Origin of the sequence: Pectobacterium aquaticum, from assembly GCF_003382565.3 — a bacterium.
Classification (GTDB): Bacteria; Pseudomonadota; Gammaproteobacteria; order Enterobacterales; family Enterobacteriaceae; genus Pectobacterium; species Pectobacterium aquaticum.
In genome coordinates this window covers 4,197,969-4,223,287 of sequence record NZ_CP086253.1, presented here as the reverse complement: position 1 = coordinate 4,223,287, position 25,319 = coordinate 4,197,969, and the positions used below count along the sequence as shown (strand labels likewise).

Genomic DNA, 25,319 nt, shown 5'->3' with positions numbered 1-25,319 from the left:
TTGGCAGCAATATACTGTGTTAGTTTAACGATCGTTTGCGCTGGTAATCAACTGTGCCGCTTTTTCTGGCAAACTATAAATATCTTCTGTATCAGCAAAATGGCGGGCATTTTCTGCCCACTGTTTAAGCGTATCTGGCTGACTGAGTGCGAGTGACAACGCATGGTTCAGTGCTGTCTGGTTAAAAGGCTCGGGGATGACCTGCCCTGCCTGCGAGCGCTCAATGTAAAAAGCATAACCGCACGCATCGGTGACGAGTATCGGCAATCCAGCCGCGATAGCCTCAAGTAAAACGATGCCAGCGGCTTCCTGATGAGCCGGATGAAGTAACAAGTCTGCGGCTGCCATGAAGTCAGGAATATCATCTCGGCCAGAGAAGAAGCGTATTTGTTTGCCGATGCCGAGCTGCTCTGCCTGTTGTTGAAACGGTTTTGGATCGTCCTGGCCGACAACCAACAGCGTTACACGTTGACGCAGTTCCTGTGGCAGGCTGGCGATAGCGCTCAGACTACGGCCAACACCTTTACGTTTGAAGTCGGAACCGACTTGTAATAGAACAAATCCGTTTTCATCCAGATGATGCTGCTGACGGAACTGTGAACGTGTTTCTGGAGAACGCGTGCTGTATTTTCTGTCCCGCGAAATACCCGGCGGCAGCATAAAAAAGCGTTCATCCTGTGTGCCGTAATGCTTCTGAAAATGGGCGATTTGCCGTGGCGTCAGCATCAGCATACGCGTGTGGCTATTTTTATCGAACACGTTCCGTTCAAGCGCTGCGTAACCACGGTAGCGGGGGGTGAGTCGATAAAAGAAGCCTTTTTCCTGCACGGCCTTTTCTGCGGTACACCCTTCTGCAGCATAGTAGAAGTCCAGTCCCGGCATTTTGCTAAATCCGACAACGCGGTCGACAGGAAATTGCTGTAAATGACGTTGTATCCAGTCGGAAAAACGGCGGTGGCGCGTATGATTACTCAGCCCTGATATGGGCACAAGAACGATATCGAACCCTTCAGGTTTGTCGCCTTGCCATTCACTCGTGTAAACACGAATATCATGACCTTGTTTCTGGCAGACTTTTGCAATGCTCAGAAAATCTCGCTGTAGCCCACCGAAAGGAAAGTATTTATAGACGCAGAATGCGATTTTCATTTGGTGTTCTCTTCCTGCGCCTCTTGCAGCATGTGTTCTGATGCCTGGATGACCGCTTGTGCAGGAATGCAGGACAAATATTTGACCGTTTGATCGTAATTCTGTTGGGCTGGCATCTGTTGGTATTCACCTGCCCAAATTTGCTTATAGCGATCGCACCACGGGCGCCATAATTTGTAGTCTGTTGGGCCAAACAGGCACACTAGCGGCGTATTCAATGCGGCAGCCATATGCATTGGGGCGGAATCTACACCGATATACAACACCGCGTTGTCAATTAACGCAGCGAGTTCCAGAAAACTCGTTTTACCCGCAAAGGTCATATCGGGTTTATGCGTGCACTGTGAGTGAATGTCGCGCACCACGTTTAAATCGTCTTCTGAAGGACCACAGGTCAAAACGACTTCCAGATTTTTGGTTTTAAGATAGTCAATGACCTGAGCGAACTTGTTGTTGTCCCAGTATTTGTAATATTGGCGAGTCGTGGGTTGGATAACGACGTAGCGTTGCGTTAAAAGTGTAGGGTGTTGATCAGCGATACTTTGGGCGTCTTCCTGACGATAATGCAGTGATAATGTCGAGCATGTATTTGACGCCGGCAGGTTGAGCGGGGTGAGGAGATGAAGATTTTGCTCAACAATATGCGTGCCCCTTGCTGAAACGCAGGTGCTGAAAAATGAACGCCAAATCTTTCCTTTCAGATTATCGCCCCGATCGAGAGCAATGCTGTGACATCCCAATGATTTTACCAATAGGGCAATCGGCCATTGGTCAGCTAAATTGACGATCAGATCGTAATTGTTTTGCTTAAGCTGTTGCCTGACGTCTTGGAAATTACGGATCTTTCCCAAAAGCGTGCCCGTTTTTCTTTTGAGCCCATAAAGCTGATGTATCTCTGGATTGGCGGAGAGAATTGGCATCGTATCCTGATACAGCAATACATCGATTTTGGCGTCAGGGTAATTGGCTTTCAGCGTGCTGATGAGCGGAGTGGTCAGCAGCATATCGCCATGATATCTGAGCTTTACCACGAGAATCCGGTGATAAGGGATGATGCGTTGACTCACTCGTTTTCCTTCATGTCATCAAAAGGTTAATTTTTACAGGCACGCTACCGCCTTGGCTCAACAGCGACCAAAAGGCTGATCCTATCCATGTGGTGTGACAGCATGGATAGCTAATTTTTCCGCTATGGTACTAAAACCCACCCCCCTCTCACAGTAGTAATTACTATTATATCCGTCATCTTGAAAGCTGCGCAGAGGTTACCTTTACCCACAGATTTCCGACTACCGCTGGTTTTTTGTTGTCATGCCCTCTCTCGTTTGTCGAAAAGATGTTGAGCGCATTGAATTGACAGTCATACCAACTTAATTGTACAACTTAATTGAGATTAACCCGAAGCAATTTAAAGGAACATGCTATGTTGACCATGACTTTCTCTGATGTTCGTCAGAAATTTGCCAAAGTTCTGGATACGGCTATCACGCAGCCAGTGACGATTACCCGTCGTTCAGCGCCAGATATGGTGGTCATCACGGCGGCACAGTTTGCAGAGTTGCAGCAGGCTAAATTTGAGGTTTCTCTTGCCAAGGTAATGAGTAAGCCAAAGAATCAGGCGCTGTTTAAGGAACTCGCTGATAAATGATCTTCTTCTTAACCGTTGAACAGGTCATCGCTATTCACGACAGTCAGTTAGAAACCTATGGTGGTTTGGCAGGGTTTAGGGATATTGGTTTGGTGGAAGGTATGGTTGCCCGTGTTGAGAACCTTCACTCATACCAAGGTGAGAATGACCTGCACGTGCTTGCCGCATCGCTGTTGCTTTCGATAGCGCGCGGGCATGGCTTTAATGATGCGAATAAAAGGACTTCGGCAGCCGCGGCTATGGTGTTTCTTGATATGAATGGCGCGTCAATGACTCCGTCAGAAAACTTTGCTGATTTCGTGGTAATGGCGGCGCAAGGGTGTTACGACGTGCATACCGTAGCGGAAGCATTGAAAAAACTCGCCGATTAGGATCATTTCTGCTTTAACCATTTTCCAGTCAGCGTGGTGCCAAGACAAAACGCCATCAGCCACGCAATCAGCATGTCTCGTGAATAGAGAATGACATCGCTAAGTCCATACATCAGCAAGGCAAAAAGCAGTGCAGCAGAGAGGTGGCTGCGTAGAACAAAAAATGAAAAATAAAACAAAGAGGCATAGAGCAACACAAGCAATATTGCTCCCGGCAACCCCTTAAGGGAAAAGGCATCAATCACTTCGTTATGCAGATGGACATCCAGATATTCCACCGCCCCCGCTAAGCTCGGCTTTTGTTTGGCTTGTGCAACGATTCGCTCTGCGCGCTGTTCGGCAGACTGTCCCAATAATGCTTCTTCCCCGGCTTCGATACCTGATTGATACATGGCAATTCGTGCACCCACCGAGGTTCTGCTGTTATTCATGCTGTAGCTGTGGACGTCGTTGATCAGATCGTTGACGCGCTGATGAATTGTCTCCTGAAAAAGGAATAAACACAGGAGGATCGTGGCCGATGAGCCGATAAATGCCTTGATGAATAAACGCTTATTGTGCCTGACCTCTGACAGTAAAATGGTAGCACCAACAATAGGATAGACGAGTATAGCTGCTCGAGTTTCTGTCAGGAAAATAGCGATGGTGACTAACAGAAAATGTCCCAGATAGAGATAATACTTATAAGCTGAATCGAGCTTGAGTAGCGCTTGTGCGCTTAACGCACCAATAAAGGTAAGAAAATAGGCTGCACTGGTTGCTGTGCCAAATACCAATCCAATACGGTGCACTCCACTGAACAATGACTGATAAAACGCATAGCCCAGCGTTAACACACAGATTGCGATGAGGTAGAAGAGCGGCAGTTTTTGCTTTTTTTGCGTGATATGTAGGGTTGTTAGCAGGATGAATGCCCCCAAAATACCCGCATGTGCAGATGTTTTATAGGCGTTGTACACATAAGGGAAAAGGCTATCGGGTTGATAATAGTGGTGATACCAAAAGAGATTGGTTAAGCCGATAGCCAGCAGGCAAAGTGGGATCAGCAACAGCCGCTTAGCCGCTATTATTGTTCTTAAGTGTGTCGCCACATAAAAAACAGATAGCGAGCCCGTGAGATAAAAAAGCCACCCGGCAATAATGCTACTAAATGGCATAATGGCTAATGTGAGTAAACAGCTGGGGAAAACCGCTTTAAGCGCGACAGCCGAACTGATGCTGGGCGTTTTTCCCAGTTCGTACCTTAATTCATTGAGCATGTATTTGTTCACAGTCGGGAGCGATATCACTCGTCTGATGCAGGTAATTCTATCAGCTTCTCTAATTTCTGATGGACGAGGCTAGCGGGAATCGTCTCCATTTTCTGGCTTTCAGACATTTCCACCACCTGATTCATCCCGTAGCCGCCAATCAGCCCTGGGTCGGTTGGTCCGTATAAGGTGATATTTGGACGATCCAGCGCTGCCGTCAGGTGGCTAAGCCCAGTATCGACGGAAACGACGGCTTTGGCGCCAGCTAATACCTCGGCAACCTGTTGCAGTGTGAGGCGTGGTAAGACGTCAACATGTGGAAAGCCTTCGGCTAGCCGTAATGCACGCTGGTGCTCATGCTCCGCTCCCCAGGGAAGTTTGATGTGTAATCCACTCGGTGCTAATAGGGCAATCAGCTCACGCCAGTGCGCTTCCGGCCAGTGTTTTTCATCGCGCGTTGTGGCGTGGAGAAACACCAGATAGCGATTGGCGTCTGCGGGCGACAGGGATAGGAAGCGTGAGGCAATTGCATAATCGCCACGCTCGGTGGGTTTCCGATAGCTCAGGCTGGCGGCAAACAGCTCCCGCACGCGCTCGACAGCATGTTGTCGGCGGCTTATTGGGTGGCGATAGTTATAAAACCAGCTTGCCAGCGGCTCGCGCGCGCTTTTGCAATCCAATCCGTGTTTCTTTCCGTTGGCGAGTCGCGTCACCAGCAGCGCGCTTTTAATCAGCCCTTGCGCATCAATAACCGCATCATAGCGGTGCTGGCGTAGCTGGCGTGTAAATTCCGCACGTTCCTGGCGTATCGGGGCGCTGAACCAGCTTTTGCGCCAGCGGCGTATTGCGACGGGAATGACGCGAGAAACTGCCGGGTGCCAACTGGGAACTTGCGCGAAACCTTCTTCAACCACCCAGTCGAACTGGATACCGGGAATAGCCTGCATTGCGTCGGTCAGGGCTGGCAAGGTGTGCAGCACATCGCCCATCGACGATGTTTTCACAATCAGCACCCTCATGCGTCCGCTCCCAGAATGAGATACTTATCCAGTGCGCTGAGTACGCGTTCGGGCTGAATATCGATCAAACTCTGGTGATAACCCTGTTCGGCATTGCCTTTGCGCACTCGGTGATAGCCGGTAATCAGGCGAATCACCTCGGCCTGATGGGACAGCGGCGGGGTAAAATCGGGGCTGCTTGGGCCATAAAGCGCGACAAGCGGACGATGAAGTGCCGCCGCAACGTGCATGAGTCCAGAATCGTTGCTGACAACGGCGTGGCAGGCGGCAATGAGCACCACCGCTTGTTCCAGCGAGGTTTTCCCTGCCAGATTAGCGCAATGTTGCCGTGCGTCTTCCGTCAATCCCTGAAGGATGTCGTCACAGGCTGAACGGTCATTGGCCGAACCGAACAGCGCTATCTGGTAGCCGCGTTCAATCAGTGATTGTGCCAACGCCGCATAGTGATAATGCGGCCAGCGTTTGGCGGGGCCGAACTCGGCGCCGGGGCAAAAGCCGATGATGGGGCGCGCATCGCTGAGGTTAAACGCCTGCGTCATGTCCGCAATTTCGGCCTGATTGACCTGCAACTGCGGCCACAGTAACGGCTGCGGCAGATCCTCGGCCCGACGAATACGGCTACGATCGTAGGCTAACGCGGTATAGCGCTGAACCATCAGCGGAAATGCGGCTTTATCCAGCACGCGTACGTCGTTCAGCAGCCCGTAACGCATTTCGCCACGCCAGCCTGTACGCTGCGGAATATTAGCAAAGAAAGGGACCAGCGCGGATTTAAAGGAGTTGGGCAGCACGTAAGCGCGGTCATAGCCCGCATCGCGCAGCGATACGCCAAGACGGCGACGTTCTCCCAGCTCAAGTGCGCCGTGACCTAGCGGCATGGCTAACGCCTGATTGACTTCCGGCATCCGTGCCAGCAGCGGACGGCACCAAGCTGGCGCCATCACGTCAATGACCGCTTCCGGGTGTTCAGCCTTCAACGTGCGATAAAGGCTGTGCGACATCATCATATCGCCGACCCAGGAAGGGCCGATGACCAAAATTTTCATACCGCTTATGAATCCTTATCCGATTAAACGGTACGGTTCAGCCAGGCCATATATTCCGCCACGCCTTCGGCGACGGTTTTGAACGGCTTGTCATAGCCTGCGGCACGCAAATTGGTGAGGTCGGCTTGTGTATAAGCCTGATAGCGGCCTTTCAGTTTCTCAGGAAATTCAATGTATTCCACGCTGCCTTTCTGATGGAAGGCGAGGGTGGCATCGGCAACAGCCTGGAAGGATTCGGCGCGACCAGTACCGCAGTTGAAGATGCCAGAAACACCGTTTTGCCAGAACCACAGGTTGACGGCGGCGACATCACCGACGTAGATAAAGTCACGTTGGAAGTTCTCGCTACCGGAGAACAGCTTCGGATTTTCACCCTGATTGATTTGGTTGTTCAGATGAAACGCGACGCTTGCCATGCTGCCTTTGTGGCCTTCGCGTGGTCCGTAGACGTTGAAATAGCGGAAGCCGCAGATCTGCGATTCAGCTTCTGGGAGAATTTCACGCACGTATTGATCGAACAGGAACTTGGAGTAGCCATAGACGTTCAGCGGCTGCTCGTATTGACGCGCTTCGATAAAGTTATCGTTACGACCGCCGTAGGTTGCGGCAGAAGAGGCATACAGGAACGGAATGTTGCGATCGAGGCAATAATGCAGCACGTCTTTGGAATACTGATAGTTGTTATCCATCATGTATTTGCCATCCCACTCGGTGGTGGAAGAGCAAGCGCCTTCATGGAATACGGCGTCGATATCGCCCAGATCGTCACCTGCAACGATGCTGGCGATGAAATCTTCTTTATCCACGTAATCTGCGATGTCCAGATCGACCAGATTGGCGAATTTGGTGCCGTCTTTCAGGTTATCGACAACCAGAATGTCCCGATAGCCGATGTCATTCAGAGATTTTACGATATTGCTGCCGATAAAACCGGCACCGCCAGTAACGATAATCATGGGCGCGACCTTTATTAATCTTGCTGGTGAGGCACCGCGCCCCACACTGTTTATGACCGCTATAATAGCATTTCATTTTACCGCAAGCAGCCAGAGCTTAATTTATCCCGTGTTGCCCCGGCATTTTTAAGATGATTCAGGCCGTGACGAAGCCAGCATTTTCAGACTGTTTACCCCGCATTTCTGCCCACATCCGCTAGCTTAAAAACCATAACGCAATCTTTTTATGGGAGAGTGACGCTATGCCTGCCGCGTTTTATCAACAACTTACTACACAAATCATGGCCGCACGTACCGAGGGCGTGTTCAAGGAGGAACGCATCATCACCTCTGCGCAGCAGGCTGAAATCGAGGTGATGGACAGCGACCGCCTGCTCAATTTCTGTGCCAATAATTATCTTGGTCTGGCGGATAGCCCCGAGCTGATTGCCGCTGCAAAAGCTGGATTGGACAGCCACGGTTTTGGTATGGCTTCGGTGCGCTTCATCTGTGGGACGCAGGATATCCACAAACAGCTGGAGCGTAAGCTGGCGGATTTTCTGGGAATGGACGATGCGATTCTCTATTCCTCCTGTTTTGATGCCAACGGTGGGTTGTTTGAAACGCTGATGGGGCCGGAGGATGCGATTATTTCCGATGCGCTCAATCATGCCTCAATCATCGACGGTATTCGGCTATCGAAGGCGCGACGCTATCGCTATGCCAATAACGATATGAGCCAGTTGGAAGCACAGTTGCAACTGGCCAGAGCGGAAGGGGCAAGGCACGTGATGATCGCCACCGATGGCGTGTTCTCGATGGATGGCGTGATTGCCGATTTGCAGGGAGTTTGCGATCTGGCGGATCGTTATGATGCGTTAGTGATGGTGGATGATTCGCATGCGGTGGGATTTGTGGGCGAACAAGGGCGTGGAACGCACGAACGCTGCGGGGTGATGAATCGCGTCGACATCATCACCGGGACATTAGGCAAGGCGTTGGGAGGCGCGTCGGGCGGTTATACGGCGGGCAAGCATGAGGTGATCGACTGGCTGCGCCAGCGTTCTCGACCCTATCTTTTTTCCAACTCGCTCGCACCAGCGATTGTCACCGCGTCGCTCAGGGTACTGGATCTGCTGGAACAGGGTGGAGAGCGGCGTGAACGTCTGTGGGCAAATGCCCGTCTGTTCCGTGAAAAGATGACGGCCGCAGGGTTCACGCTGGCGGGGGCCGATCACGCCATTATTCCCGTCATGTTGGGCGAGGCGCAGTTGGCACAGGATTTTGCGCAGGCACTACAGCGGGAAGGTGTTTATGTCACCGGCTTTTTCTATCCCGTAGTCCCCCTCGGTCAGGCGCGTATTCGCACCCAAATGTCGGCCGCCCATACGCCGCAGCAAATCGAATTCGCCGTCGAGGCTTTTACCCGCGTGGGCAAACGTCTGGGTGTGATCATCTGAGGAAACCATCATGAAAGCATTGGCAAAACTGCGGCCGGAAGAAGGCATCTGGATGGTGGACTCCCCCACGCCGGAGCTCGGGCATAACGACATCATGATTAAAATCCGTAAAAGCGCGATCTGCGGAACAGATGTGCATATCTATAACTGGGACGAATGGTCGCAGAAGACGATTCCCGTTCCGATGGTCGTCGGGCATGAGTACGTTGGCGAAATTGTCGCTATCGGTCAGGAAGTTAACGGTTTTCATATTGGCGATCGAGTCTCTGGCGAAGGGCATATTACTTGCGGCTACTGTCGCAATTGTCGTGCCGGGCGGCGCCATTTATGCCGCAATGCCATCGGCGTCGGGGTAAATCGTCCCGGTTCGTTTGCGGAGTATCTGGTGATTCCGGCCTACAACGCGTTTCGCATTCCCGACAATATTTCTGATGAGCTGGCCGCCATTTTCGATCCCTTCGGCAACGCGGTGCATACCGCACTGTCCTTCGATCTCGTGGGGGAAGATGTTTTGATTGCCGGCGCGGGGCCGATAGGCATGATGGCGGCAGCGGTGTGCCGCCACGTTGGTGCACGGAATGTCGTGATTACTGATGTGAATGCGTACCGCCTGGATCTCGCCAGTAAAATGGGGGCAACGCGCGCCGTTAATGTGGCGCAGGAAAATCTGGCGGACGTGATGATAGAGCTGGGTATGACCGAGGGGTTTGATATCGGTCTGGAGATGTCGGGCGCGCCATCGGCCTTTCGTGCCATGCTAAAAGCGATGAATCACGGTGGGCGCATTGCCATGCTGGGTATTCCGCATGAACCGATGTCGATTGACTGGGGGGACGTGATTTTTAAAGGGCTGTTTATCAAAGGGATCTACGGACGAGAAATGTTCGAAACCTGGTACAAAATGTCGGCGCTGATTCAGTCTGGATTGGATTTGTCACCGATTATCACCCACCGCTTCCACATTGATGAGTTTCAGAAAGGGTTCGATGCCATGCGTTCGGGTCAGTCGGGCAAGGTTATTCTCAATTGGGATGAAAGATAACCTTGCTGTGGCGCGCGATGGCAAAGGGGACGCGCCTCTGATCTTACGGCTGTTTGGGCGCTTCGGTCGCGGCTGGCTCAATCCAGGTCTGCCAGCGGTGCTTGATAAACATCACTGGTGCACTTTCCTGAATACTGCTGCTCACCAACTTGAAGAATACATCGTTCTTCACCGGTTCCGGCGGCTGTTTGACCTGACATTGCTGTATACCGCGGAACGGATTACGCGGTTTGACTGGCTGCTGCGGCTGAGGCTCATATTGCCGCGTCGGCTCATTCAGCAACTGGCTGGGGCGGACTAAGACAATATCGGCATCCAGCGTGGGCAACATCTGCTGTAAGACGCGGATGGTTGCAGGATGTGGATGCCCGATAGCGATGGCGGAACCGCTGCGGCGGGCGATTTGCACCGCACGGGTAAACTGTTTGCGAATCTCGGCTTCGTTTTGCGAATCATCCAGAAAGACTTTGCGTTTGATGACTTTGACGTTCGTTCCTGCCGCGGCCTGGCTCGATTGGCTGCTGCCAATGGTCATGCTATCGAGGAAATAGAGCGGGTAGGCGCTCAGTGCCTGCATGACTTTTTGCATGCCGGGCAGGCTGGCGGTCATCGCGCTGCCCATGTGGTTATTCAACCCCACGGCGTAAGGCACGTTATTGACCGATTGGCGAATAATGCGCTGAATTTCTTCGCTGCTCATGTCCGGGCGTAACGTATCGCGCTCCAGCGGCTGCTTGCTCATCGGTGCCATCGGCAGATGTATAAGCACTTCTCGTCCTTGCTGGTGGGCTTTGGTCGCCATTTCACGGGCGTACGGCGCGTTGGGTAATACCGCGATGGAAATCGCCGTCGGCATTGCCAGAATCTGGTTCTCATTATGTGGGCGATAGCCGAAATCATCGATGACAATCGACAGTTTTCCGGCCAGCGCCAAAGGAGACAGGGCGAGCAGACTCAACGCCAATAGCGGAGTTTTGGTTAAATAAGACAAGACTATCTTCCCAGCCAAGGTTGTGGATTGACCGCTTGACCCTGACGACGGATTTCAAAATACAGTCCAGGCTGGCTCTGCCCGCCGCTGGTGCCGACCAGCGCGATGTGTTGGCCTGCCTTGACCTGAGCGCCAACGGAAACCAAGGCGCTCTGGTTATAACCGTACAGGCTCATATCGCCTTTACCATGCTGCACAACAACGACTAACCCGTAGCCCTGTAGCCAGTCGGCCATCAGTACGGTTCCGTCGGCGATCGCCTTCACTTCCGTCCCTTCCGGTGCGGTAATCACCATGCCCTTCCAGCGCAGCTCACCCTGTAACGGTTCACCAAAGCGGTGCTCGATGCGACCGTTAACTGGCCAGATAGCTTGACCAGAAGGTCGCCCTAACCCGCCGGTTCGGGCCATAAGTGAGCGTTCACCCTCTGTGGGTTTGTAGCTGCTGCCGCTGCGTTTGGCCTGTTCTTCTTTAGCGCGAACCTTGGCGGCCTCACGTGCTTCCCGTTCGGCTCGGGCTTTCGCTTCTCGCTCAGCGCGGGCGATTTGATCGCGCAACCGAGTTTCATTCTGGCGCAGTTCCGTCAACTGCTGCTGATCTTTCTCCAGCGAACTTTCCAGCGTCGACAGCGTTTTCTTCCGATCGGACTGCGCCTGTTCCAGCGTCTGCTGTTGTTGCTGTTGATCGCCCAGCAGCGTTTTTTGCTGTGCCTGTTTTTGTTCCAACTGACGCTTTTGTTCAGCCAGCTCCACACGCGTTTGCTGCACGTCGTGGATGGATTTCTGCCGCGCTTCATTCAGATAACCGAAGTAGGCGAGGATGCGCTCGCTGCGCTGGCTTTCTTCTCCGCTCAACATTAATTGCAGTGCGCTGTGCTGACCTTGCCGGAAGGCGGCGTCAAGCTGACGGGAAAGTAGCGTTTGTTGCTTATCCTGCTGAGATTGCAGTTTGGCGATAGAGGCGCTGAGGCTGGTTAATTCTTTATTGAGCGTGGACAGCGTATTGCGCGTTTCATGCAGCTGACGACTGGCCTGAGAGATGGACTGCTCCTGCTTTTTCAACTGCTGGACTAAGGCACTGCGTTGCTTTTGTTGTTCTTGAACGCTTTTTTCTTTCTCGGCGATATCGTGTTGCAGAGTCTTAAGCTGTGCCTGATTATCTTCCGCCTGGCCGAGTGCGGGCAACAACAAAACGCCAACGCAGAGCGCGTTGGCGCAGCGGGTGAGCAGCCTTTGTAATGCGGATACATGGCGATCGGCGCTACATGCTACTCGACTCTGTACAAATAACGCGTTTTTACTCATAGCGGTGAATTATTCCACGATGAACAGCGGCTTACCAGTTGTCTCTTGTCTGATTTCTATTTCCAGACGTGACAAGCATGGCACAAAGGTGGGCGTCTGGGCGCATCAATATAGAGATAAATGGAAAGCTCGCCGCAGATTCGATACGCTATATTGGCTTACTGGCTGTAATTGCCTTATCGCGCAGGTATACTCAGGAACCTTATATTTTTGTTGCTTAACTGATCCGGGAGTCGTTACACCCCATGCAAGAGATTATGCCATTCGTTAGCAAGAACCCTATTTTGAGCATCGCCTGGGTTGCGCTGTTGGTTGCGGTAATTGTACTTACTGTGAAGAGTAAACTGTCGAACGTAAAAGAAGTGGTTCGCGGTGAAGCGATCCGCCTGATTAATAAAGAAGATGCTGTCGTCGTTGATATCCGTAACCGTGACGACTATCGCCGTGGCCATATTGCCAACGCATTTAACCTGTTGCCGAACGACATTAAAAACGGCAGCGTAGGTGAACTTGAAAAACATAAATCGCAGCCGATTATCGTGGTTTGCGCCAACGGCCTCTCTTCACGCGAAGCGGCCGAGAATTTGCATAAAGCCGGTTTTGAGCGTGTGCAGGTACTGAAAGACGGCCTGGCTGGCTGGAGCGGTGAGAATCTGCCTTTAGTCCGCGGCAAATAAAACGGTTTGTGGTAAAACTATCCGCATCGTGCCAAGTATATCAATCATACACCGTGAAAATGGCGACGATTTTGCAGGATAACCTACAGGCTGATTGCAGTACTACCGTTATTGCAACTACAGTGATTGCAGTATGACAATGACAGAAATGTGCTGACGTCCGCCCACTTATGACGACGGAAGACGTCAAGAGAATCTAACAAAAGGGTATTACTTAACATGTCTGAACAAAACAACACAGAAATGGCTTTCCAAATCCAGCGTATCTACACCAAAGATATCTCTTTTGAAGCGCCGAATGCGCCTCAGGTGTTCCAGCAGGAATGGCAGCCGGAAGTAAAACTGGATCTGGATACGGCTTCTAGCCAACTGGCTGATGACATCTATGAAGTCGTACTGCGTGTGACCGTAACGGCTTCTCTGGGTGAAGAAACTGCATTTCTGTGTGAAGTTCAGCAAGGTGGTATCTTTACCGTTGGCGGTATCGAAGGAACTCAGTTGGCGCATTGTCTGGGTGCATATTGCCCGAACATTCTGTTCCCTTATGCGCGTGAGTGCATCACTAGCCTGGTTTCTCGCGGTACCTTCCCGCAACTGAACCTGGCACCGGTTAACTTTGATGCACTGTTCATGAATTACCTGCAGCAGCAGACCGAAGGTGAAGGCGCTGCGCAGCATCAGGATGCCTGATGAACGCGTCTGACGCTTCAATGACCGTTATCGGTGCCGGTTCGTACGGCACCGCGTTGGCCATTACGCTGGCGCGTAATGGCCATCGAGTCGTGCTGTGGGGTCACAACCCTGTGCACATTCAGGCGTTACAGTCCGCTCGCTGTAATCAGGCATTCCTGCCTGATGTGCCTTTCCCCGATTCGCTACAGCTGGAAACCAATCTGGCGCAGGCGCTTGCTGCCAGCAGAAACGTGCTGGTCGTTGTGCCGAGCCATGTGTTCGGTGATGTCTTGCGTCAATTGAAACCCCACTTGCGTGCCGATGCGCGTATTGTGTGGGCGACTAAAGGGCTGGAAGCGGAAACGGGACGCTTGTTGCAAGATGTTGCACGCGAAGCGTTGGGCGAAGCCATCCCGCTTGCGGTGGTATCCGGCCCGACATTTGCCAAAGAATTAGCGGCGGGTATGCCGACGGCGATTGCGCTGGCATCAACGGACAGTGAATTTGCTGACGACCTACAACAGCTGCTGCACTGTGGGAAGAGCTTCCGCGTTTACAGCAACCCCGATTTTATCGGCGTGCAGTTGGGCGGCGCGGTAAAAAACGTCATTGCTATCGGTGCCGGGATGTCTGACGGCATTGGGTTTGGTGCCAATGCACGTACCGCTCTGATCACCCGCGGGCTGGCAGAAATGACCCGTCTTGGCGCGGCGCTGGGTGCGGATCCCACCACCTTCATGGGGATGGCGGGGCTTGGCGATCTGGTGCTGACCTGTACTGATAATCAGTCCCGTAACCGGCGCTTCGGCATGATGCTGGGGCAGGGAATGGATGTACAGAGCGCGCAGGATAGCATTGGTCAGGTTGTTGAAGGGTACCGCAATACGAAAGAGGTGCTGGCATTAGCACAGCGCTACGGCGTTGAAATGCCGATTACTGAGCAACTCTGGCAGGTGCTGTATTGTGGGAAAGACGCCCGAGAGGCGGCGCTGAGCCTATTGGGGCGCACGCGTAAAGACGAAACCGCTAGGTTATAAAACACGTCGTTCCATGCTGGGCTTCCTAATCTGGGAGGCTCATAGTATCTTCATTTTCTTGTATGCGAGCGGCGGTGCTACTAAGCCTGCCGTTTGATAACAGATATACATTGTGGTGTGTGGTATCTCGGAGAGTAAGGCAATGTCGACAGAAGAACTGGAACTGGTCTGGACCAATATCAAGGCAGAAGCGCGCAGTCTCGCGGACTGTGAACCGATGCTGGCCAGCTTTTTTCATGCCACATTGCTAAAGCACGAGAATCTGGGCAGCGCGCTGAGCTATATGTTGGCGAATAAGTTAGCCAATTCGATTATGCCCGCGATTGCTATTCGTGAGGTGGTAGAGGAAGCCTATCGTGCCGATCCGCAGATGATCGTTTCTGCCGCGCGCGATATTCAGGCCGTCTGCCTACGTGACCCGGCGGTGGATAAATATTCTACGCCGCTGCTCTACCTGAAAGGGTTTCATGCATTACAGGCCTATCGTATTGGTCACTGGCTGTGGTCGCAGGATCGTAAAGCGCTGGCGGTCTATTTCCAGAACCAGATCTCGGTTTCTTTCGGTGTTGATATCCACCCAGCGGCGAGAATCGGCTGCGGGATCATGCTCGATCACGCAACGGGCATTGTAATCGGCGAAACTGCTGTTGTTGAAAACGACGTCTCTATTCTGCAATCCGTGACGCTGGGCGGTACGGGTAAAACGAGCGGCGATCGCCACCCTAAAATTCGTGAAGGCGTGATGATTGGCGCGGGTGCTAAAATTTTGGGGAATATTGAGGTTGGCTGTGGCGCGAAAATTGGCGCCGGTTCCGTTGTGCTGCAATCGGTTCCTCCACATACGACGGCGGCAGGGGTTCCGGCTCGTATCGTCGGTCGCCCGGAAAGCGATAAACCCGCGATGGATATGGATCAGTATTTCAACGGGATCAATCGCGGTTTCGAATATGGTGATGGTATCTAATCCCACGGCATAGGCGATTCATCGTTCTTGCTATCTCTCTGATACGGGTTCCAACCAGAATATAAACCGCCGATAAATAAGGTGGTTTTTTGTTATTTCAGCTAGGAAACGTCTGAAAGCGGCACGGAATTCACTATCTATTTAGGCACAGTTACTGTTTATCCCTTCATAATATACCCGTCATACTTCAAGCTGCATGTGTGTTGGCTTTCCTCGCTCACCCCAGTCACTTACTGGAGTAAGCTCTTGGGGATTCGCTGTGTCGCCGCCTTCATGCAACTCGAATTATTTAGTGTATAGGCTGTTTTGGTTTTCCGCCTATATGGGCAGATTACGTAAACTGAACTCTATATTTTGGTAACAACCAAAATAGTTTTGTTTGGATCACCTTTGTTTGAATGGAATCGTGACGCTGTTACAGAGAACCTTATATGTATTTGAAGCGAATTTTAGTCACGTTAAGTTTGATTACACTATCCGTTGTCCCTTTTCTGAGTTACGCAGCAGAAAGCATAAATAATGCGGGGGCAAATAACACGAGTAGCACGGCAAATCTCGCACCTGTCGCGGTTGATTCCAGTGAGTCGGCGTCGGATAAGCAGGATGAAAGTTGGTGGCAGAGAAGTAAAAATAATCTGTCTACGACCTGGAATTCGCCGCAGAGCCACGATATTTATATCCCGACGATCACCTGGCATAACCGCTGGACGTACGATAAAGAAAAGACCGACAAATATAATGAAAGGCCGTGGGGCGCGGGCTATGGGGTTTCCCGTCTGGATAAGGATGGGGACTGGCACGGGCTTTATATCATGGCGTTCAAGGACTCCTATAACAAATGGGAGCCTATCGGTGGCTACGGTTATGAAAAGCGCTGGCGACCAATCAGCGATCAGGATTTTCAACTGGGGCTGGGTTTTACGGCGGGTTTCACTATGCGTGATAACTGGAACTATATTCCAATTCCCGTCTTATTACCTTTGGCATCAATAAGCTACAGCAAGCTCTCTTTCCAGGCGACTTACATTCCCGGAACCTACAACAACGGTAATGTTTTCTTTGCTTGGTTCAGATGGCAGATTTAATTCCACGGTCACAGAGCCTCTTTTATTTTACAAAAAGAGGCATTATTTTTTCTAAAAGAGCCGCACTGATAGAATATATTTAATGACGTGGATGCTACCTGATAAAGATTATTTAACGCCGCCTTTCTCCGTTGTTAAGCGTATTTTCTGTTTGTTTGCTATTTAATCTGATGTAAACCATATTGACTGAAATTCATTCAGTCATCTCCGTTACAATGGCGATACTTTTTTCCTAAGCGGATGTTGTTGTGCCATTACTTACTATCACCACTATTTTGTGGGCATTTTCATTCAGCCTGATTGGCGAATATCTGGCGGGTCAGGTTGATAGCTGGTTTTCTGCCATGTTCCGTTTGACGGCCGCAGCCGTGGTGTTTTTGCCGTTCTTACGCCTGCGCGGCTATGCGCCACGCGTTATTTTCTTGTATCTGTTAGTGGGTGCTTGCCAACTGGGTATCATGTACCTGTTCGTGTTCCAGGCTTACCTGTACCTGACCGTACCTGAGTTTTTACTCTTTACGGTGATGACGCCGCTGTACGTGACGCTGATTTACGATCTGCTTGCCCGACAGCGCCTGCGCTGGGGTTACGTGATGAGCGCTCTGCTGGCGGTATTCGGGGCGGCGGTGATCCACTATCACGGCGTGAGTGCACATTTCTGGTGGGGATTCCTGCTGGTGCAGGCGGCGAACGTGTGTTTTGCCGCCGGTCAGGTGGGTTATAAGCGTTTGATGGAGCTCTATCCCGTGCCGCAGCACTGCGCGTTTTCCTGGTTTTATCTGGGGGCGGCGATTGTGACGATAGCTGCATGGCTGCTTTTCGGCAATCTGGATAAATTACCCACTACAACCTTGCAGTGGGGCGTGTTGGTCTGGTTGGGGATTGGCGCTTCTGGCCTGGGTTATTTTATGTGGAACTACGGCGCAACTCAGGTGGATGCCGGAACGCTTAGCATAATGAATAACTTTCACGTGCCGGCTGGTCTACTGGTCAACTTCGCTATCTGGCATAAAACGCCAGACTGGCTGAGCTTTATCGTGGGGACGATAATTATTACGTCCTCACTGTGGGTACACCAGCGTTGGGTCGTGAAGCGTCCTTCACAAACGGTAAGTGCTCACAAGCGTGCTGACGCGCCGAACGAATAAACGCATCAATCACCGATTGGCGCTGCTCTCCATCACGGACGGCGGCGTACAACCGGCTCCACAGACTGTCACCCAGCGATTTAGTCACAATCAGTCCCTGACGCTCGAAGCTTTCCACCACCCAGTGCGGTAGCGCAGCGATGCCCATGCGGGCGGCGACCATCTGAATCAGCAGCAGCGTATTGTCCACGCTTTTCAGCGTAGGGCTGACGCCTGCGGGTTGTAAAAAGTGACGCCAGACGTCCAGCCGCTGCCGCTGTACTGGGTAGATCATCAGAGTCTCGGCGGTGAAATCCTCCGGTTCGATTTTCTCTTTTCCTGCCAGCGGATGGTCGGGAGCCAGCACCAATCTGACTTCAAAATCAAACAAAGGCGAGTAGTGCAGACCGCTGCGCGGCATGATGTCGGACGTCATGACCAGATCCAATTCGCCTTGTTGAAGTGCTGGCTGAGGGTCGAACGTCACGCCTGATTTAAAGTCCATCACCACCTGCGGCCAGTGCTGATGGAATTCGTCTAGCGCAGGCGTCAGCCATTGAATACAGCTATGGCACTCAATGGCCAGACGCAGCGTGGTTTGGTGCGGTTCATGGCACGACTGTAACGCCTGCTGGATTTGCGGTAACACCTGCTCTGCCAACTGCAACAGAATTTCTCCCTGAGGCGTAAAGCGCAGCGGCTGGCTTTTACGCACGAATAACCTGAACCCAAGGCGCTGTTCCAGATCGCTGAACTGGTGGGATAACGCCGATTGAGTTTGGTGAAGTGCAGCGGCAGCGGCGGCTAACGATCCGGTATTGCGCAGTGCTTGCAGCGTTCGCAGGTGTTTAAATTCGATCATGAGAGTCCTTCACAGTGACAGTGAATAAATTGCGCTTGTGATTACTACAGTACCTGCGGATTATGGATGTGTAAACATCTGGACGGCTAAATGAGGAATTAACGATGGCGATTGTGAATCACACACTGGGTTTTCCGCGCGTTGGACTACGCCGTGAACTGAAAAAAGCGCAGGAAAACTACTGGGCAGGTAACGCGACACAGGAAGCGTTGCTGACCGTTGGACGTGAGCTGCGTGCGCGTCATTGGCAACAACAGAAGGATGCTGGCGTTGATCTGCTGCCAGTGGGTGATTTCGCCTGGTATGACCATGTGCTGACCACAAGTCTGCTGTTGGGTAACGTGCCTGCGCGCCATCAGAATGAAGATGGCTCGGTCGATCTGGATACGCTGTTCCGTATTGGCCGCGGACGCGCGCCAACCGGTCAACCTGCTGCTGCGGCAGAAATGACCAAGTGGTTTAACACTAACTATCACTACATGGTGCCGGAATTCACCAAAGGGCAACAGTTCAAGCTGACCTGGACACAGCTGCTGGATGAAGTCGATGAAGCGCTGGCGCTGGGCCATAACGTGAAGCCTGTGCTGTTAGGTCCGGTTACCTACCTGTGGTTGGGCAAAGTGAAGGGTGAGCAGTTTGACCGTCTGTCGCTGTTGCAGGACATTCTGCCCGTTTACCAACAGGTGTTGGCTGAGTTGGCGAAGCGCGGCATTGAGTGGGTGCAGATTGATGAACCTGCACTGGCGCTGGAACTGCCGCAAGAATGGCTGGCCGCGTTTAAACCGGCTTATGACGCACTGCAAGGTCAGGTGAAACTGCTGCTGACGACCTATTTCGATAGCGTTAGCCAGAATCTGGAAACGATCAAAACGCTGCCGGTTCAGGGTCTGCATATCGATCTGGTTCACGGTAAGGATGATGCCGCTACGCTGAGCGCCCAGCTGCCTGCTAACTGGGTTCTGTCTCTGGGGGTGATTAACGGCCGTAACGTCTGGCGCGCTGATCTGAGCAACTGGTTCGAGCGTCTGCAACCGCTGGTGGGAACGCGCGATCTGTGGCTGGGCAGCTCATGTTCACTGCTGCATAGCCCTATCGATCTGAGCGTGGAAGTCCGTCTGGATGATGAAGTGAAGAGCTGGTTTGCCTTTGCGATTCAGAAATGTGCGGAGCTGTCGCTGCTGTCTCAGGCACTGAACAGCGGCAACGGTCAGGCACTGGAAGCCTATAGCGCACCGATTCGTGCTCGCCGTACCTCAACGCGTGTGAATAACGCGGCCGTTACACAGCGTCTTGCTGCTATCACCGCACAGGACAGCCAGCGTCAGAATGTCTATTCGGTTCGTGCGGATGCCCAACGTGAGCGCTTTAATCTGCCAGCATGGCCGACGACGACGATTGGTTCTTTCCCGCAAACTACCGAAATTCGTGGCCTGCGCTTAGATTTCAAACAGGGTCGTTTGGATGGCAATAACTATCGCACTGGTATTTCCGAGCACATCAAGCAGGCCGTGGCTGAGCAAGAGCGCCTGGGGCTGGACGTACTGGTACACGGTGAAGCCGAGCGTAACGACATGGTGGAATACTTCGGTGAGCATCTGGATGGGTTTATCTTTACCCAGAACGGCTGGGTGCAGAGCTACGGTTCTCGCTGTGTGAAACCGCCTGTTATTATTGGTGATGTGAGCCGTCCAGAAGCGATCACCGTTGAGTGGGCGAAATACGCACAGTCTCTGACCGACAAGCCGATGAAAGGTATGCTGACGGGTCCGGTGACGATCCTGTGCTGGTCTTTCCCACGTGAAGACGTTACGCGTGAAACCATCGCCAAGCAGATTGCGCTGGCGCTGCGTGATGAAGTGGCAGATTTGGAAGCTGCGGGCATTGGTATCATCCAGATTGACGAACCGGCGCTGCGTGAAGGTCTGCCGCTGCACCGCTCTGACTGGGATGCTTATCTGGCCTGGGCAGTGGATGCCTTCCGTCTGAACGCCGCGGTGGCGAAAGATGAGACGCAAATCCATACCCACATGTGTTATTGCGAGTTCAACGACATCATGGATTCTATCGCCGCGCTGGATGCAGACGTGATCACGATTGAAACCTCGCGTTCCGATATGGAATTGCTGGAGTCGTTTGAAGAGTTCGAGTACCCGAATGAAATCGGTCCGGGCGTCTATGATATCCACTCCCCGAACGTACCGAGCGTGGAATGGATGGAAGACCTGCTGAAGAAAGCGGCGCAGCGTATCCCCGCTGAACGCCTGTGGGTGAACCCGGACTGCGGTCTGAAAACCCGTGGCTGGCCGGAAACGCGTCAGGCTCTGGCGAATATGGTTCAGGCAGCACAACGTCTGCGTGAAACCCAGTAATAGTTAATCGTTAATGCAATCAGGGAGGCGATGCCCTCCCTGATCTTTTATAGCTAACGAGTAGATAAAAATACGCATTATTTCCCCAACTTTCCGATTGTTTATTATTTCCTCCTGCAAATTTTCTTCCTTCTCTGAAATTAACTATATTGTCTTTTCTTTAATAAAATTGCCGCGCTATTCCCCGTATTTTTCTGCATAGATTGGTAGGTTATTTGTTGAAGAGGAGTATTTATCCGCTATCAATATATTTATTGTTCGGTGGGGTTAATCGATACCGTCATAAAGCTAGGGAATATTGTGCCGATAAGGTAGACGGTATGGAAACGGCTCTGGATGTACCCATGGAGCGAGGTTGTTTGTATTTTTTAACGTTTTACTGATGTTGAATGTGCACCTGCGATTACTCATTTGTGGGTATTTATACACACCCATGAAGCCTATTTATTTTCCCGAAAAAAACGATAATTCCCCATTCTGCGGCGTTATTAGACGATAGCTGTGCGCAGTAGTCATTATTATGTATTACCTAAAAGGAGTGAGACATGAGTTTAGCGAATTGGCGAATTGGCTATCGATTAGGAGGCGGGTTTGCCATCTTGATTCTGATGTTGTTTACCGTGAGTATTTTTTCTTTGTCTAAACTGTCCTCTTTTCAGGATGGTGCCAGTGATATCGTCAAAGAAGTTTATCCGCAAACGGTAGATGCGAATGATCTCATCGATAACGTGAATGGGCATTTTGTCGCTTATTTACAGATGATGCTGGTATCCGGTCAGGATCAGCGTCAGGAGTATGTCGATCGGATTATGGCGTACCGCAAGGAAATTAGTCGTCTGCTCGACAATCTGGAAAGTAATGCTTCAGGGGAGCGTGTCCGTAAACAGGTAGAGGTTGTCCGCGGGTTTCGTGCCGAGTTCATCAAGTCCGGCGATAAAATTATTAGTGATGCGCTGGCGGGCAATAACGATGTTGCCGTCGCGGAATTCAATAACACCCTGAACGTCATTCAGCGTAATTACCGTGACTCGGTGAAGCAGTTGGTGAATTACCAGGACGATGCGATGAATAACTCTGTCGAGACCATGGCCGAGGTGTACAACAATACTCGCATGATTTTGCTGCTTATTTTGGCGCTGGGTGCCGTGTTTGGGGGGCTGATTGCCTGGGCTATCACGCGTAGCGTAACTCACCCAATAGAGCAGGCTTTGCAAGTCGCAGACAGAGTGGCGCAGGGCGACCTGACCTCACGTATCACGGTGACCAGCAAGGATGAAGCCGGATTGCTGCTGCAATCGTTGGATCGCATGAACACCAGTCTGAGCTCGATTGTCGGTCAGGTGCGTGACGGGGCGGAAACGATCTCGACGGCGGCGTCGCAAATTGCCGCTGGTAATCAGGATTTATCATCGCGTACCGAAGAGCAGGCCAGCTCACTGGAAGAAACCGCAGCCTCAATGGAGCAGTTGGCATCCACCATTAAAAACACGGCGGAAAACACTCAACAGGCGACGGACATTGCCAATAAGGCGACCGGTGCGGCGAAGCAAAGCGGTGAGGTTATGGTTTCTGTGACGCAGAAAATGCGCGGCATTCGTGATTCATCCCAGCGTATGGCGGAGATCATCGGCGTGATTGACAGTATTGCGTTCCAGACCAACATTCTGGCGCTGAACGCTGCCGTTGAAGCCGCGCGTGCGGGTGAGCAAGGGCGTGGTTTTGCCGTGGTAGCGGGAGAAGTCCGTTCGCTGGCACAGCGCAGTGCGACTGCCGCACGGGAGATTAAGGACTTGATCGACGATTCCGTGAGCAAAATTCGTGAAGGCATGGAACTGGTTGATACCGCTGAAGAAACGATGGGCGGATTAACGGCTCACGTGAAGGACGTACACGGCATTATCAGCGAGATTTCGCAGGCCAGCCGTGAGCAGAGTGACGGGATTAACCAGATGAATCTGGCGATTGGACAGATTGATACCACGACCCAACAGAATGCGGCTCTGGTTGAAGAATCAGCCTCTGCGGCACAGTCTCTGCAAGCACAGGCCTCTGTTCTGGCGGAAGCGGTAAGCGCGTTTAAGTTGCAGTCATATGGCAGCGGCAAAACCGCGTCTTATGCACCCGCACCAACGCGTACGCTGTCTTTAGCGCCAGCGGCAGCGAAAGACAAGGGCAATGACGGCGACTGGACGACGTTCTAACGCTGTCTTTCTCTGTAAAACAGTAACAAGGTAAAATGCCAACGCCACCGTTTTTCGGTGGCGTTTTAGATCGTGGATAAGAACGAAAATGGTGTGATGGTGTTACGCCACGCCGTTTTTCTGGAACCACGCCAGCATACGCTGCCAGCCGTCGCGTGCGGATTCTTCATGATAGCTGGGGCGGTAATCTGCATGGAAAGCATGCCCGGCATCGGGGTAGACGATGATTTCTGCCGCTGCGTTGGCTGCACGCAGCGCCTGCCGCATGGTATCCACTTGTTCTAGCGGAATACTCCCGTCTTTCGCGCCGTACAATCCCAGCACGGGGGCTGCTAATTCCGTGGCGATATCCACCGGATGCTTGGGGCTATTCAGCGTTTTCTCACCCGTACATTTGCCGTACCAGGCAACGGCCGCCTTGAGCTGTGGGTTGTGTGCAGCGTACAACCAGGTGATGCGTCCGCCCCAACAGAAACCCGTTATCGCCAGCTTACTGGCGTCGCCACCCTGTTTAATCGCCCAGTTGGCGGCGCGATCGAGATCGGACAGCACCTGCGTATCAGGCACCTTGTAAACCAACTCGGTCAGGATTCGCTGAATGTTGTCATATTGGCTGGGGTCGCCCTGACGAAAATACAGCTCTGGCGCAATGGCCATGTAGCCCTGCTTGGCCAGCCTGCGGCAAACGTCCTGAATGTGTTGATGAACGCCGAAAATCTCCTGCACTACCAGTACGATAGGGAGCGGCCCGTCGTGGTTTGCCGGTCTGGCGATATACGCGGGTAGCTGCTCACCCTGAGAAGTAATGGTGGTTTCACTGGCAACGATACCGACAGAATCTGTCGTAATGATGGAGGAGGTCTGCGGTTCCACCGCTGGGGATAGCCCTTGGGGAAGATGTGTGAAGGTCGTCTGTTCATCAGTCTTCATTACGCGATCTCCTGTTATCGGCCGATTTTCATGGAAAGAGGGATTTCAGAATATCCATGATAAATACTATCAATGATTAAAGAATCTACACTAGAAGACAATTAATCGACAAAAATGAATTCTCCACCCAATAAATAGTGATTTAGGTCACATTTTTTATGTATGTTGATATTTGTTTCTTTTTTATCGGTGATTTTCGTCACTTAAAAAAACGTCATGATGCGCTAGAGTCTTTTTATTGAACGGACGCCTACAGGCTGCGTTTATGGGGCGTCCAGCACGATTTCTCTGAATACCCAATTGATTGCCTGGGAGGCAGTTATGTCTACATCTGATGTGTTCCATCTTGGTCTGGTCAAGAACGATTTACAGGGCGCGACGCTGGCTATCGTCCCCGGCGATCCTGAGCGTGTTGAAAAAATTGCTCGTCTGATGGATAACCCGGTACATCTGGCATCACACCGTGAATTTACGTCTTGGCGTGCAGAGTTGGACGGCAAGGCAGTAATTGTTTGCTCGACCGGTATCGGTGGCCCGTCAACGTCAATCGCGGTAGAAGAATTGGCACAGCTCGGCATCCGGACTTTCCTGCGCGTCGGCACGACGGGGGCTATTCAGTCCGGCATCAACGTCGGTGATGTGCTAGTGACCACGGCAGCCGTTCGCCTTGACGGGGCGAGCCTGCACTTCGCGCCAATGGAATTCCCAGCCGTGGCTGATTTCGGCTGTACCACCGCGCTGGTGGAAGCGGCCAAGGCCTCGGGTGCGGCGTTGCACGTGGGCATTACGGCGTCTTCTGATACGTTCTACCCCGGTCAGGAACGCTACGATACCTTCTCTGGCCGCGTTGTCCGTCGCTTCCGCGGTTCGATGGAAGAGTGGCAGAGCATGGGCGTGCTGAACTATGAAATGGAATCCGCCACGCTGCTGACCATGTGCGCCAGCCAGGGGCTGAAAGCGGGCATGATCGCGGGCGTGATCGTGAACCGTACTCAGCAGGAAATCCCGGATGCGGCGACCATGAAACTGGCCGAAACCACCGTCATCAAGGTGTTGCTGGACGCGACCCGTAGTTTGTTAGCGGCTGAATAAGCACAAAAATTGATGGTATTTTGGGCTGGCTATCATCGATGCCAGCCCGTATCCTGATAACCTCTTCAGGTTCATCGGGTTAACCTGC

At 52.1% G+C, this 25,319-nt stretch carries 23 protein-coding genes; 13 read left to right on the top strand and 10 right to left on the bottom strand.

What is annotated here, in order from left to right; all coding sequences use genetic code 11:
- Positions 1 to 24: 24 nt before the first annotated feature.
- Positions 25 to 1,149, bottom strand: coding sequence for a glycosyltransferase family 4 protein (locus tag DMB82_RS19520; protein WP_102117008.1), 1,125 nt, complete (start codon positions 1,147 to 1,149; stop codon positions 25 to 27).
- Positions 1,146 to 2,216 (bottom strand): lipopolysaccharide core heptosyltransferase RfaQ, encoded by a 1,071-nt coding sequence (rfaQ, locus tag DMB82_RS19515; protein ID WP_116162829.1) that lies wholly within the window; start codon positions 2,214 to 2,216, stop codon positions 1,146 to 1,148. The genes DMB82_RS19520 and rfaQ overlap by 4 nt, the downstream gene beginning before the upstream one ends.
- A 356-nt stretch (positions 2,217 to 2,572) precedes the next feature.
- Between rfaQ and DMB82_RS19510 the strand changes: the two genes are divergently transcribed.
- Positions 2,573 to 2,797: a type II toxin-antitoxin system Phd/YefM family antitoxin gene (locus tag DMB82_RS19510; RefSeq protein ID WP_102117006.1), complete on the top strand. Its 225-nt coding sequence runs from the start codon at positions 2,573 to 2,575 to the stop codon at positions 2,795 to 2,797.
- Positions 2,794 to 3,168, top strand: coding sequence for a type II toxin-antitoxin system death-on-curing family toxin (locus tag DMB82_RS19505; RefSeq protein ID WP_102117005.1), 375 nt, complete (start codon positions 2,794 to 2,796; stop codon positions 3,166 to 3,168). The genes DMB82_RS19510 and DMB82_RS19505 overlap by 4 nt, the downstream gene beginning before the upstream one ends.
- A 2-nt stretch (positions 3,169 to 3,170) precedes the next feature.
- Here DMB82_RS19505 and DMB82_RS19500 read toward each other — a convergent pair whose 3' ends face one another.
- Genes DMB82_RS19500 through rfaD form a run of 4 tightly spaced genes read right to left on the bottom strand, consistent with a single transcriptional unit; the run spans position 3,171 to position 7,439 of the window.
- On the bottom strand, positions 3,171 to 4,427 hold the full coding sequence (locus DMB82_RS19500) for an O-antigen ligase family protein (RefSeq protein ID WP_228400021.1): 1,257 nt from the start codon (positions 4,425 to 4,427) through the stop codon (positions 3,171 to 3,173).
- A 26-nt stretch (positions 4,428 to 4,453) separates the two neighbouring features.
- Positions 4,454 to 5,437 carry a lipopolysaccharide heptosyltransferase RfaC gene (rfaC, locus tag DMB82_RS19495; protein WP_116162825.1) on the bottom strand — a complete coding sequence of 328 codons (984 nt, stop codon included), beginning with the start codon at positions 5,435 to 5,437 and terminating at the stop codon, positions 4,454 to 4,456.
- Positions 5,434 to 6,483 (bottom strand): ADP-heptose--LPS heptosyltransferase RfaF, encoded by a 1,050-nt coding sequence (gene rfaF / locus DMB82_RS19490; protein ID WP_102117002.1) that lies wholly within the window; start codon positions 6,481 to 6,483, stop codon positions 5,434 to 5,436. The genes rfaC and rfaF overlap by 4 nt, the downstream gene beginning before the upstream one ends.
- Positions 6,484 to 6,506: 23 nt before the next feature.
- A complete protein-coding gene (gene rfaD, locus DMB82_RS19485; RefSeq protein ID WP_010300769.1) occupies positions 6,507 to 7,439 on the bottom strand; it encodes an ADP-glyceromanno-heptose 6-epimerase in 933 nt (310 codons plus the stop codon).
- A 242-nt stretch (positions 7,440 to 7,681) separates the two neighbouring features.
- On the opposite strand from rfaD, the gene DMB82_RS19480 reads away from it, so the two are divergent.
- Entirely contained in the window at positions 7,682 to 8,878 is a 1,197-nt protein-coding gene (locus tag DMB82_RS19480; RefSeq protein ID WP_116162823.1) for a glycine C-acetyltransferase, read from the top strand.
- Between the two features lie 10 nt (positions 8,879 to 8,888).
- Complete coding sequence (tdh, locus tag DMB82_RS19475) at positions 8,889 to 9,920, top strand: L-threonine 3-dehydrogenase (RefSeq protein WP_102116999.1); 1,032 nt, start codon at positions 8,889 to 8,891, stop codon at positions 9,918 to 9,920.
- Positions 9,921 to 9,963: 43 nt separating this feature from the next.
- Here the strand turns inward: tdh and DMB82_RS19470 are convergent, their stop codons facing one another.
- The gene (locus DMB82_RS19470; RefSeq protein ID WP_116162821.1) at positions 9,964 to 10,911 is read right to left on the bottom strand and encodes a divergent polysaccharide deacetylase family protein; all 948 of its coding nucleotides are present in this window, start codon (positions 10,909 to 10,911) and stop codon (positions 9,964 to 9,966) included.
- Between the two features lie 2 nt (positions 10,912 to 10,913).
- Complete coding sequence (envC, locus tag DMB82_RS19465) at positions 10,914 to 12,215, bottom strand: murein hydrolase activator EnvC (RefSeq protein WP_102116997.1); 1,302 nt, start codon at positions 12,213 to 12,215, stop codon at positions 10,914 to 10,916.
- A gap of 245 nt (positions 12,216 to 12,460) precedes the next feature.
- Between envC and DMB82_RS19460 the strand changes: the two genes are divergently transcribed.
- From DMB82_RS19460 to DMB82_RS19435, 6 genes are all read left to right on the top strand, one after another.
- Positions 12,461 to 12,892: a rhodanese-like domain-containing protein gene (locus tag DMB82_RS19460; RefSeq protein WP_102116996.1), complete on the top strand. Its 432-nt coding sequence runs from the start codon at positions 12,461 to 12,463 to the stop codon at positions 12,890 to 12,892.
- 219 nt (positions 12,893 to 13,111) lie between these two features.
- Entirely contained in the window at positions 13,112 to 13,582 is a 471-nt protein-coding gene (gene secB / locus DMB82_RS19455) for a protein-export chaperone SecB (protein WP_014913761.1), read from the top strand.
- On the top strand, positions 13,582 to 14,601 hold the full coding sequence (gene gpsA / locus DMB82_RS19450) for an NAD(P)H-dependent glycerol-3-phosphate dehydrogenase (RefSeq protein WP_116162819.1): 1,020 nt from the start codon (positions 13,582 to 13,584) through the stop codon (positions 14,599 to 14,601). Before secB ends, gpsA begins: the two co-directional genes overlap by 1 nt.
- A 142-nt stretch (positions 14,602 to 14,743) precedes the next feature.
- Positions 14,744 to 15,565 (top strand): serine O-acetyltransferase, encoded by an 822-nt coding sequence (gene cysE / locus DMB82_RS19445; RefSeq protein ID WP_039364143.1) that lies wholly within the window; start codon positions 14,744 to 14,746, stop codon positions 15,563 to 15,565.
- A 431-nt stretch (positions 15,566 to 15,996) separates the two neighbouring features.
- Positions 15,997 to 16,650: a lipid IV(A) palmitoyltransferase PagP gene (pagP, locus tag DMB82_RS19440; protein WP_102116994.1), complete on the top strand. Its 654-nt coding sequence runs from the start codon at positions 15,997 to 15,999 to the stop codon at positions 16,648 to 16,650.
- Between the two features lie 248 nt (positions 16,651 to 16,898).
- Positions 16,899 to 17,798: a carboxylate/amino acid/amine transporter gene (locus tag DMB82_RS19435; protein WP_116162817.1), complete on the top strand. Its 900-nt coding sequence runs from the start codon at positions 16,899 to 16,901 to the stop codon at positions 17,796 to 17,798.
- On the opposite strand, the gene metR is transcribed toward DMB82_RS19435, so the two are convergent.
- Positions 17,704 to 18,639 carry an HTH-type transcriptional regulator MetR gene (gene metR, locus DMB82_RS19430; protein WP_116162814.1) on the bottom strand — a complete coding sequence of 312 codons (936 nt, stop codon included), beginning with the start codon at positions 18,637 to 18,639 and terminating at the stop codon, positions 17,704 to 17,706. The two genes, DMB82_RS19435 and metR, sit on opposite strands and share 95 nt — an antisense overlap.
- A 104-nt stretch (positions 18,640 to 18,743) precedes the next feature.
- Between metR and metE the strand changes: the two genes are divergently transcribed.
- Entirely contained in the window at positions 18,744 to 21,008 is a 2,265-nt protein-coding gene (gene metE / locus DMB82_RS19425) for a 5-methyltetrahydropteroyltriglutamate--homocysteine S-methyltransferase (RefSeq protein WP_116162812.1), read from the top strand.
- 545 nt (positions 21,009 to 21,553) lie between these two features.
- The gene (locus DMB82_RS19420) at positions 21,554 to 23,209 is read left to right on the top strand and encodes a methyl-accepting chemotaxis protein (RefSeq protein ID WP_102116991.1); all 1,656 of its coding nucleotides are present in this window, start codon (positions 21,554 to 21,556) and stop codon (positions 23,207 to 23,209) included.
- Between the two features lie 102 nt (positions 23,210 to 23,311).
- Here DMB82_RS19420 and DMB82_RS19415 read toward each other — a convergent pair whose 3' ends face one another.
- Positions 23,312 to 24,139: a dienelactone hydrolase family protein gene (locus DMB82_RS19415; RefSeq protein WP_116162810.1), complete on the bottom strand. Its 828-nt coding sequence runs from the start codon at positions 24,137 to 24,139 to the stop codon at positions 23,312 to 23,314.
- Between the two features lie 321 nt (positions 24,140 to 24,460).
- Between DMB82_RS19415 and udp the strand changes: the two genes are divergently transcribed.
- Entirely contained in the window at positions 24,461 to 25,231 is a 771-nt protein-coding gene (gene udp / locus DMB82_RS19410; RefSeq protein ID WP_116162808.1) for a uridine phosphorylase, read from the top strand.
- Positions 25,232 to 25,319 lie beyond the last annotated feature (88 nt).

Excerpts from the sequence above, each read along its gene's own strand:
- envC (WP_102116997.1), bottom strand. The coding sequence starts at position 12,215 with ATGAGTAAAAACGCGTTATTTGTACAGAGTCGAGTAGCATGTAGCGCC.
- tdh (WP_102116999.1), top strand. The coding sequence starts at position 8,889 with ATGAAAGCATTGGCAAAACTGCGGCCGGAAGAAGGCATCTGGATGGTG.
- metE (WP_116162812.1), top strand. The coding sequence starts at position 18,744 with ATGGCGATTGTGAATCACACACTGGGTTTTCCGCGCGTTGGACTACGC.
- rfaC (WP_116162825.1), bottom strand. The coding sequence starts at position 5,437 with ATGAGGGTGCTGATTGTGAAAACATCGTCGATGGGCGATGTGCTGCAC.
- DMB82_RS19460 (WP_102116996.1), top strand. The coding sequence starts at position 12,461 with ATGCAAGAGATTATGCCATTCGTTAGCAAGAACCCTATTTTGAGCATC.
- pagP (WP_102116994.1), top strand. The coding sequence starts at position 15,997 with ATGTATTTGAAGCGAATTTTAGTCACGTTAAGTTTGATTACACTATCC.
- secB (WP_014913761.1), top strand. The coding sequence starts at position 13,112 with ATGTCTGAACAAAACAACACAGAAATGGCTTTCCAAATCCAGCGTATC.
- metR (WP_116162814.1), bottom strand. The coding sequence starts at position 18,639 with ATGATCGAATTTAAACACCTGCGAACGCTGCAAGCACTGCGCAATACC.
- DMB82_RS19520 (WP_102117008.1), bottom strand. The coding sequence starts at position 1,149 with ATGAAAATCGCATTCTGCGTCTATAAATACTTTCCTTTCGGTGGGCTA.
- rfaD (WP_010300769.1), bottom strand. The coding sequence starts at position 7,439 with ATGATTATCGTTACTGGCGGTGCCGGTTTTATCGGCAGCAATATCGTA.
- rfaF (WP_102117002.1), bottom strand. The coding sequence starts at position 6,483 with ATGAAAATTTTGGTCATCGGCCCTTCCTGGGTCGGCGATATGATGATG.
- DMB82_RS19420 (WP_102116991.1), top strand. The coding sequence starts at position 21,554 with ATGAGTTTAGCGAATTGGCGAATTGGCTATCGATTAGGAGGCGGGTTT.
- DMB82_RS19505 (WP_102117005.1), top strand. The coding sequence starts at position 2,794 with ATGATCTTCTTCTTAACCGTTGAACAGGTCATCGCTATTCACGACAGT.
- DMB82_RS19415 (WP_116162810.1), bottom strand. The coding sequence starts at position 24,139 with ATGAAGACTGATGAACAGACGACCTTCACACATCTTCCCCAAGGGCTA.
- DMB82_RS19480 (WP_116162823.1), top strand. The coding sequence starts at position 7,682 with ATGCCTGCCGCGTTTTATCAACAACTTACTACACAAATCATGGCCGCA.
- cysE (WP_039364143.1), top strand. The coding sequence starts at position 14,744 with ATGTCGACAGAAGAACTGGAACTGGTCTGGACCAATATCAAGGCAGAA.
- udp (WP_116162808.1), top strand. The coding sequence starts at position 24,461 with ATGTCTACATCTGATGTGTTCCATCTTGGTCTGGTCAAGAACGATTTA.
- DMB82_RS19510 (WP_102117006.1), top strand. The coding sequence starts at position 2,573 with ATGTTGACCATGACTTTCTCTGATGTTCGTCAGAAATTTGCCAAAGTT.
- gpsA (WP_116162819.1), top strand. The coding sequence starts at position 13,582 with ATGAACGCGTCTGACGCTTCAATGACCGTTATCGGTGCCGGTTCGTAC.
- DMB82_RS19500 (WP_228400021.1), bottom strand. The coding sequence starts at position 4,427 with ATGCTCAATGAATTAAGGTACGAACTGGGAAAAACGCCCAGCATCAGT.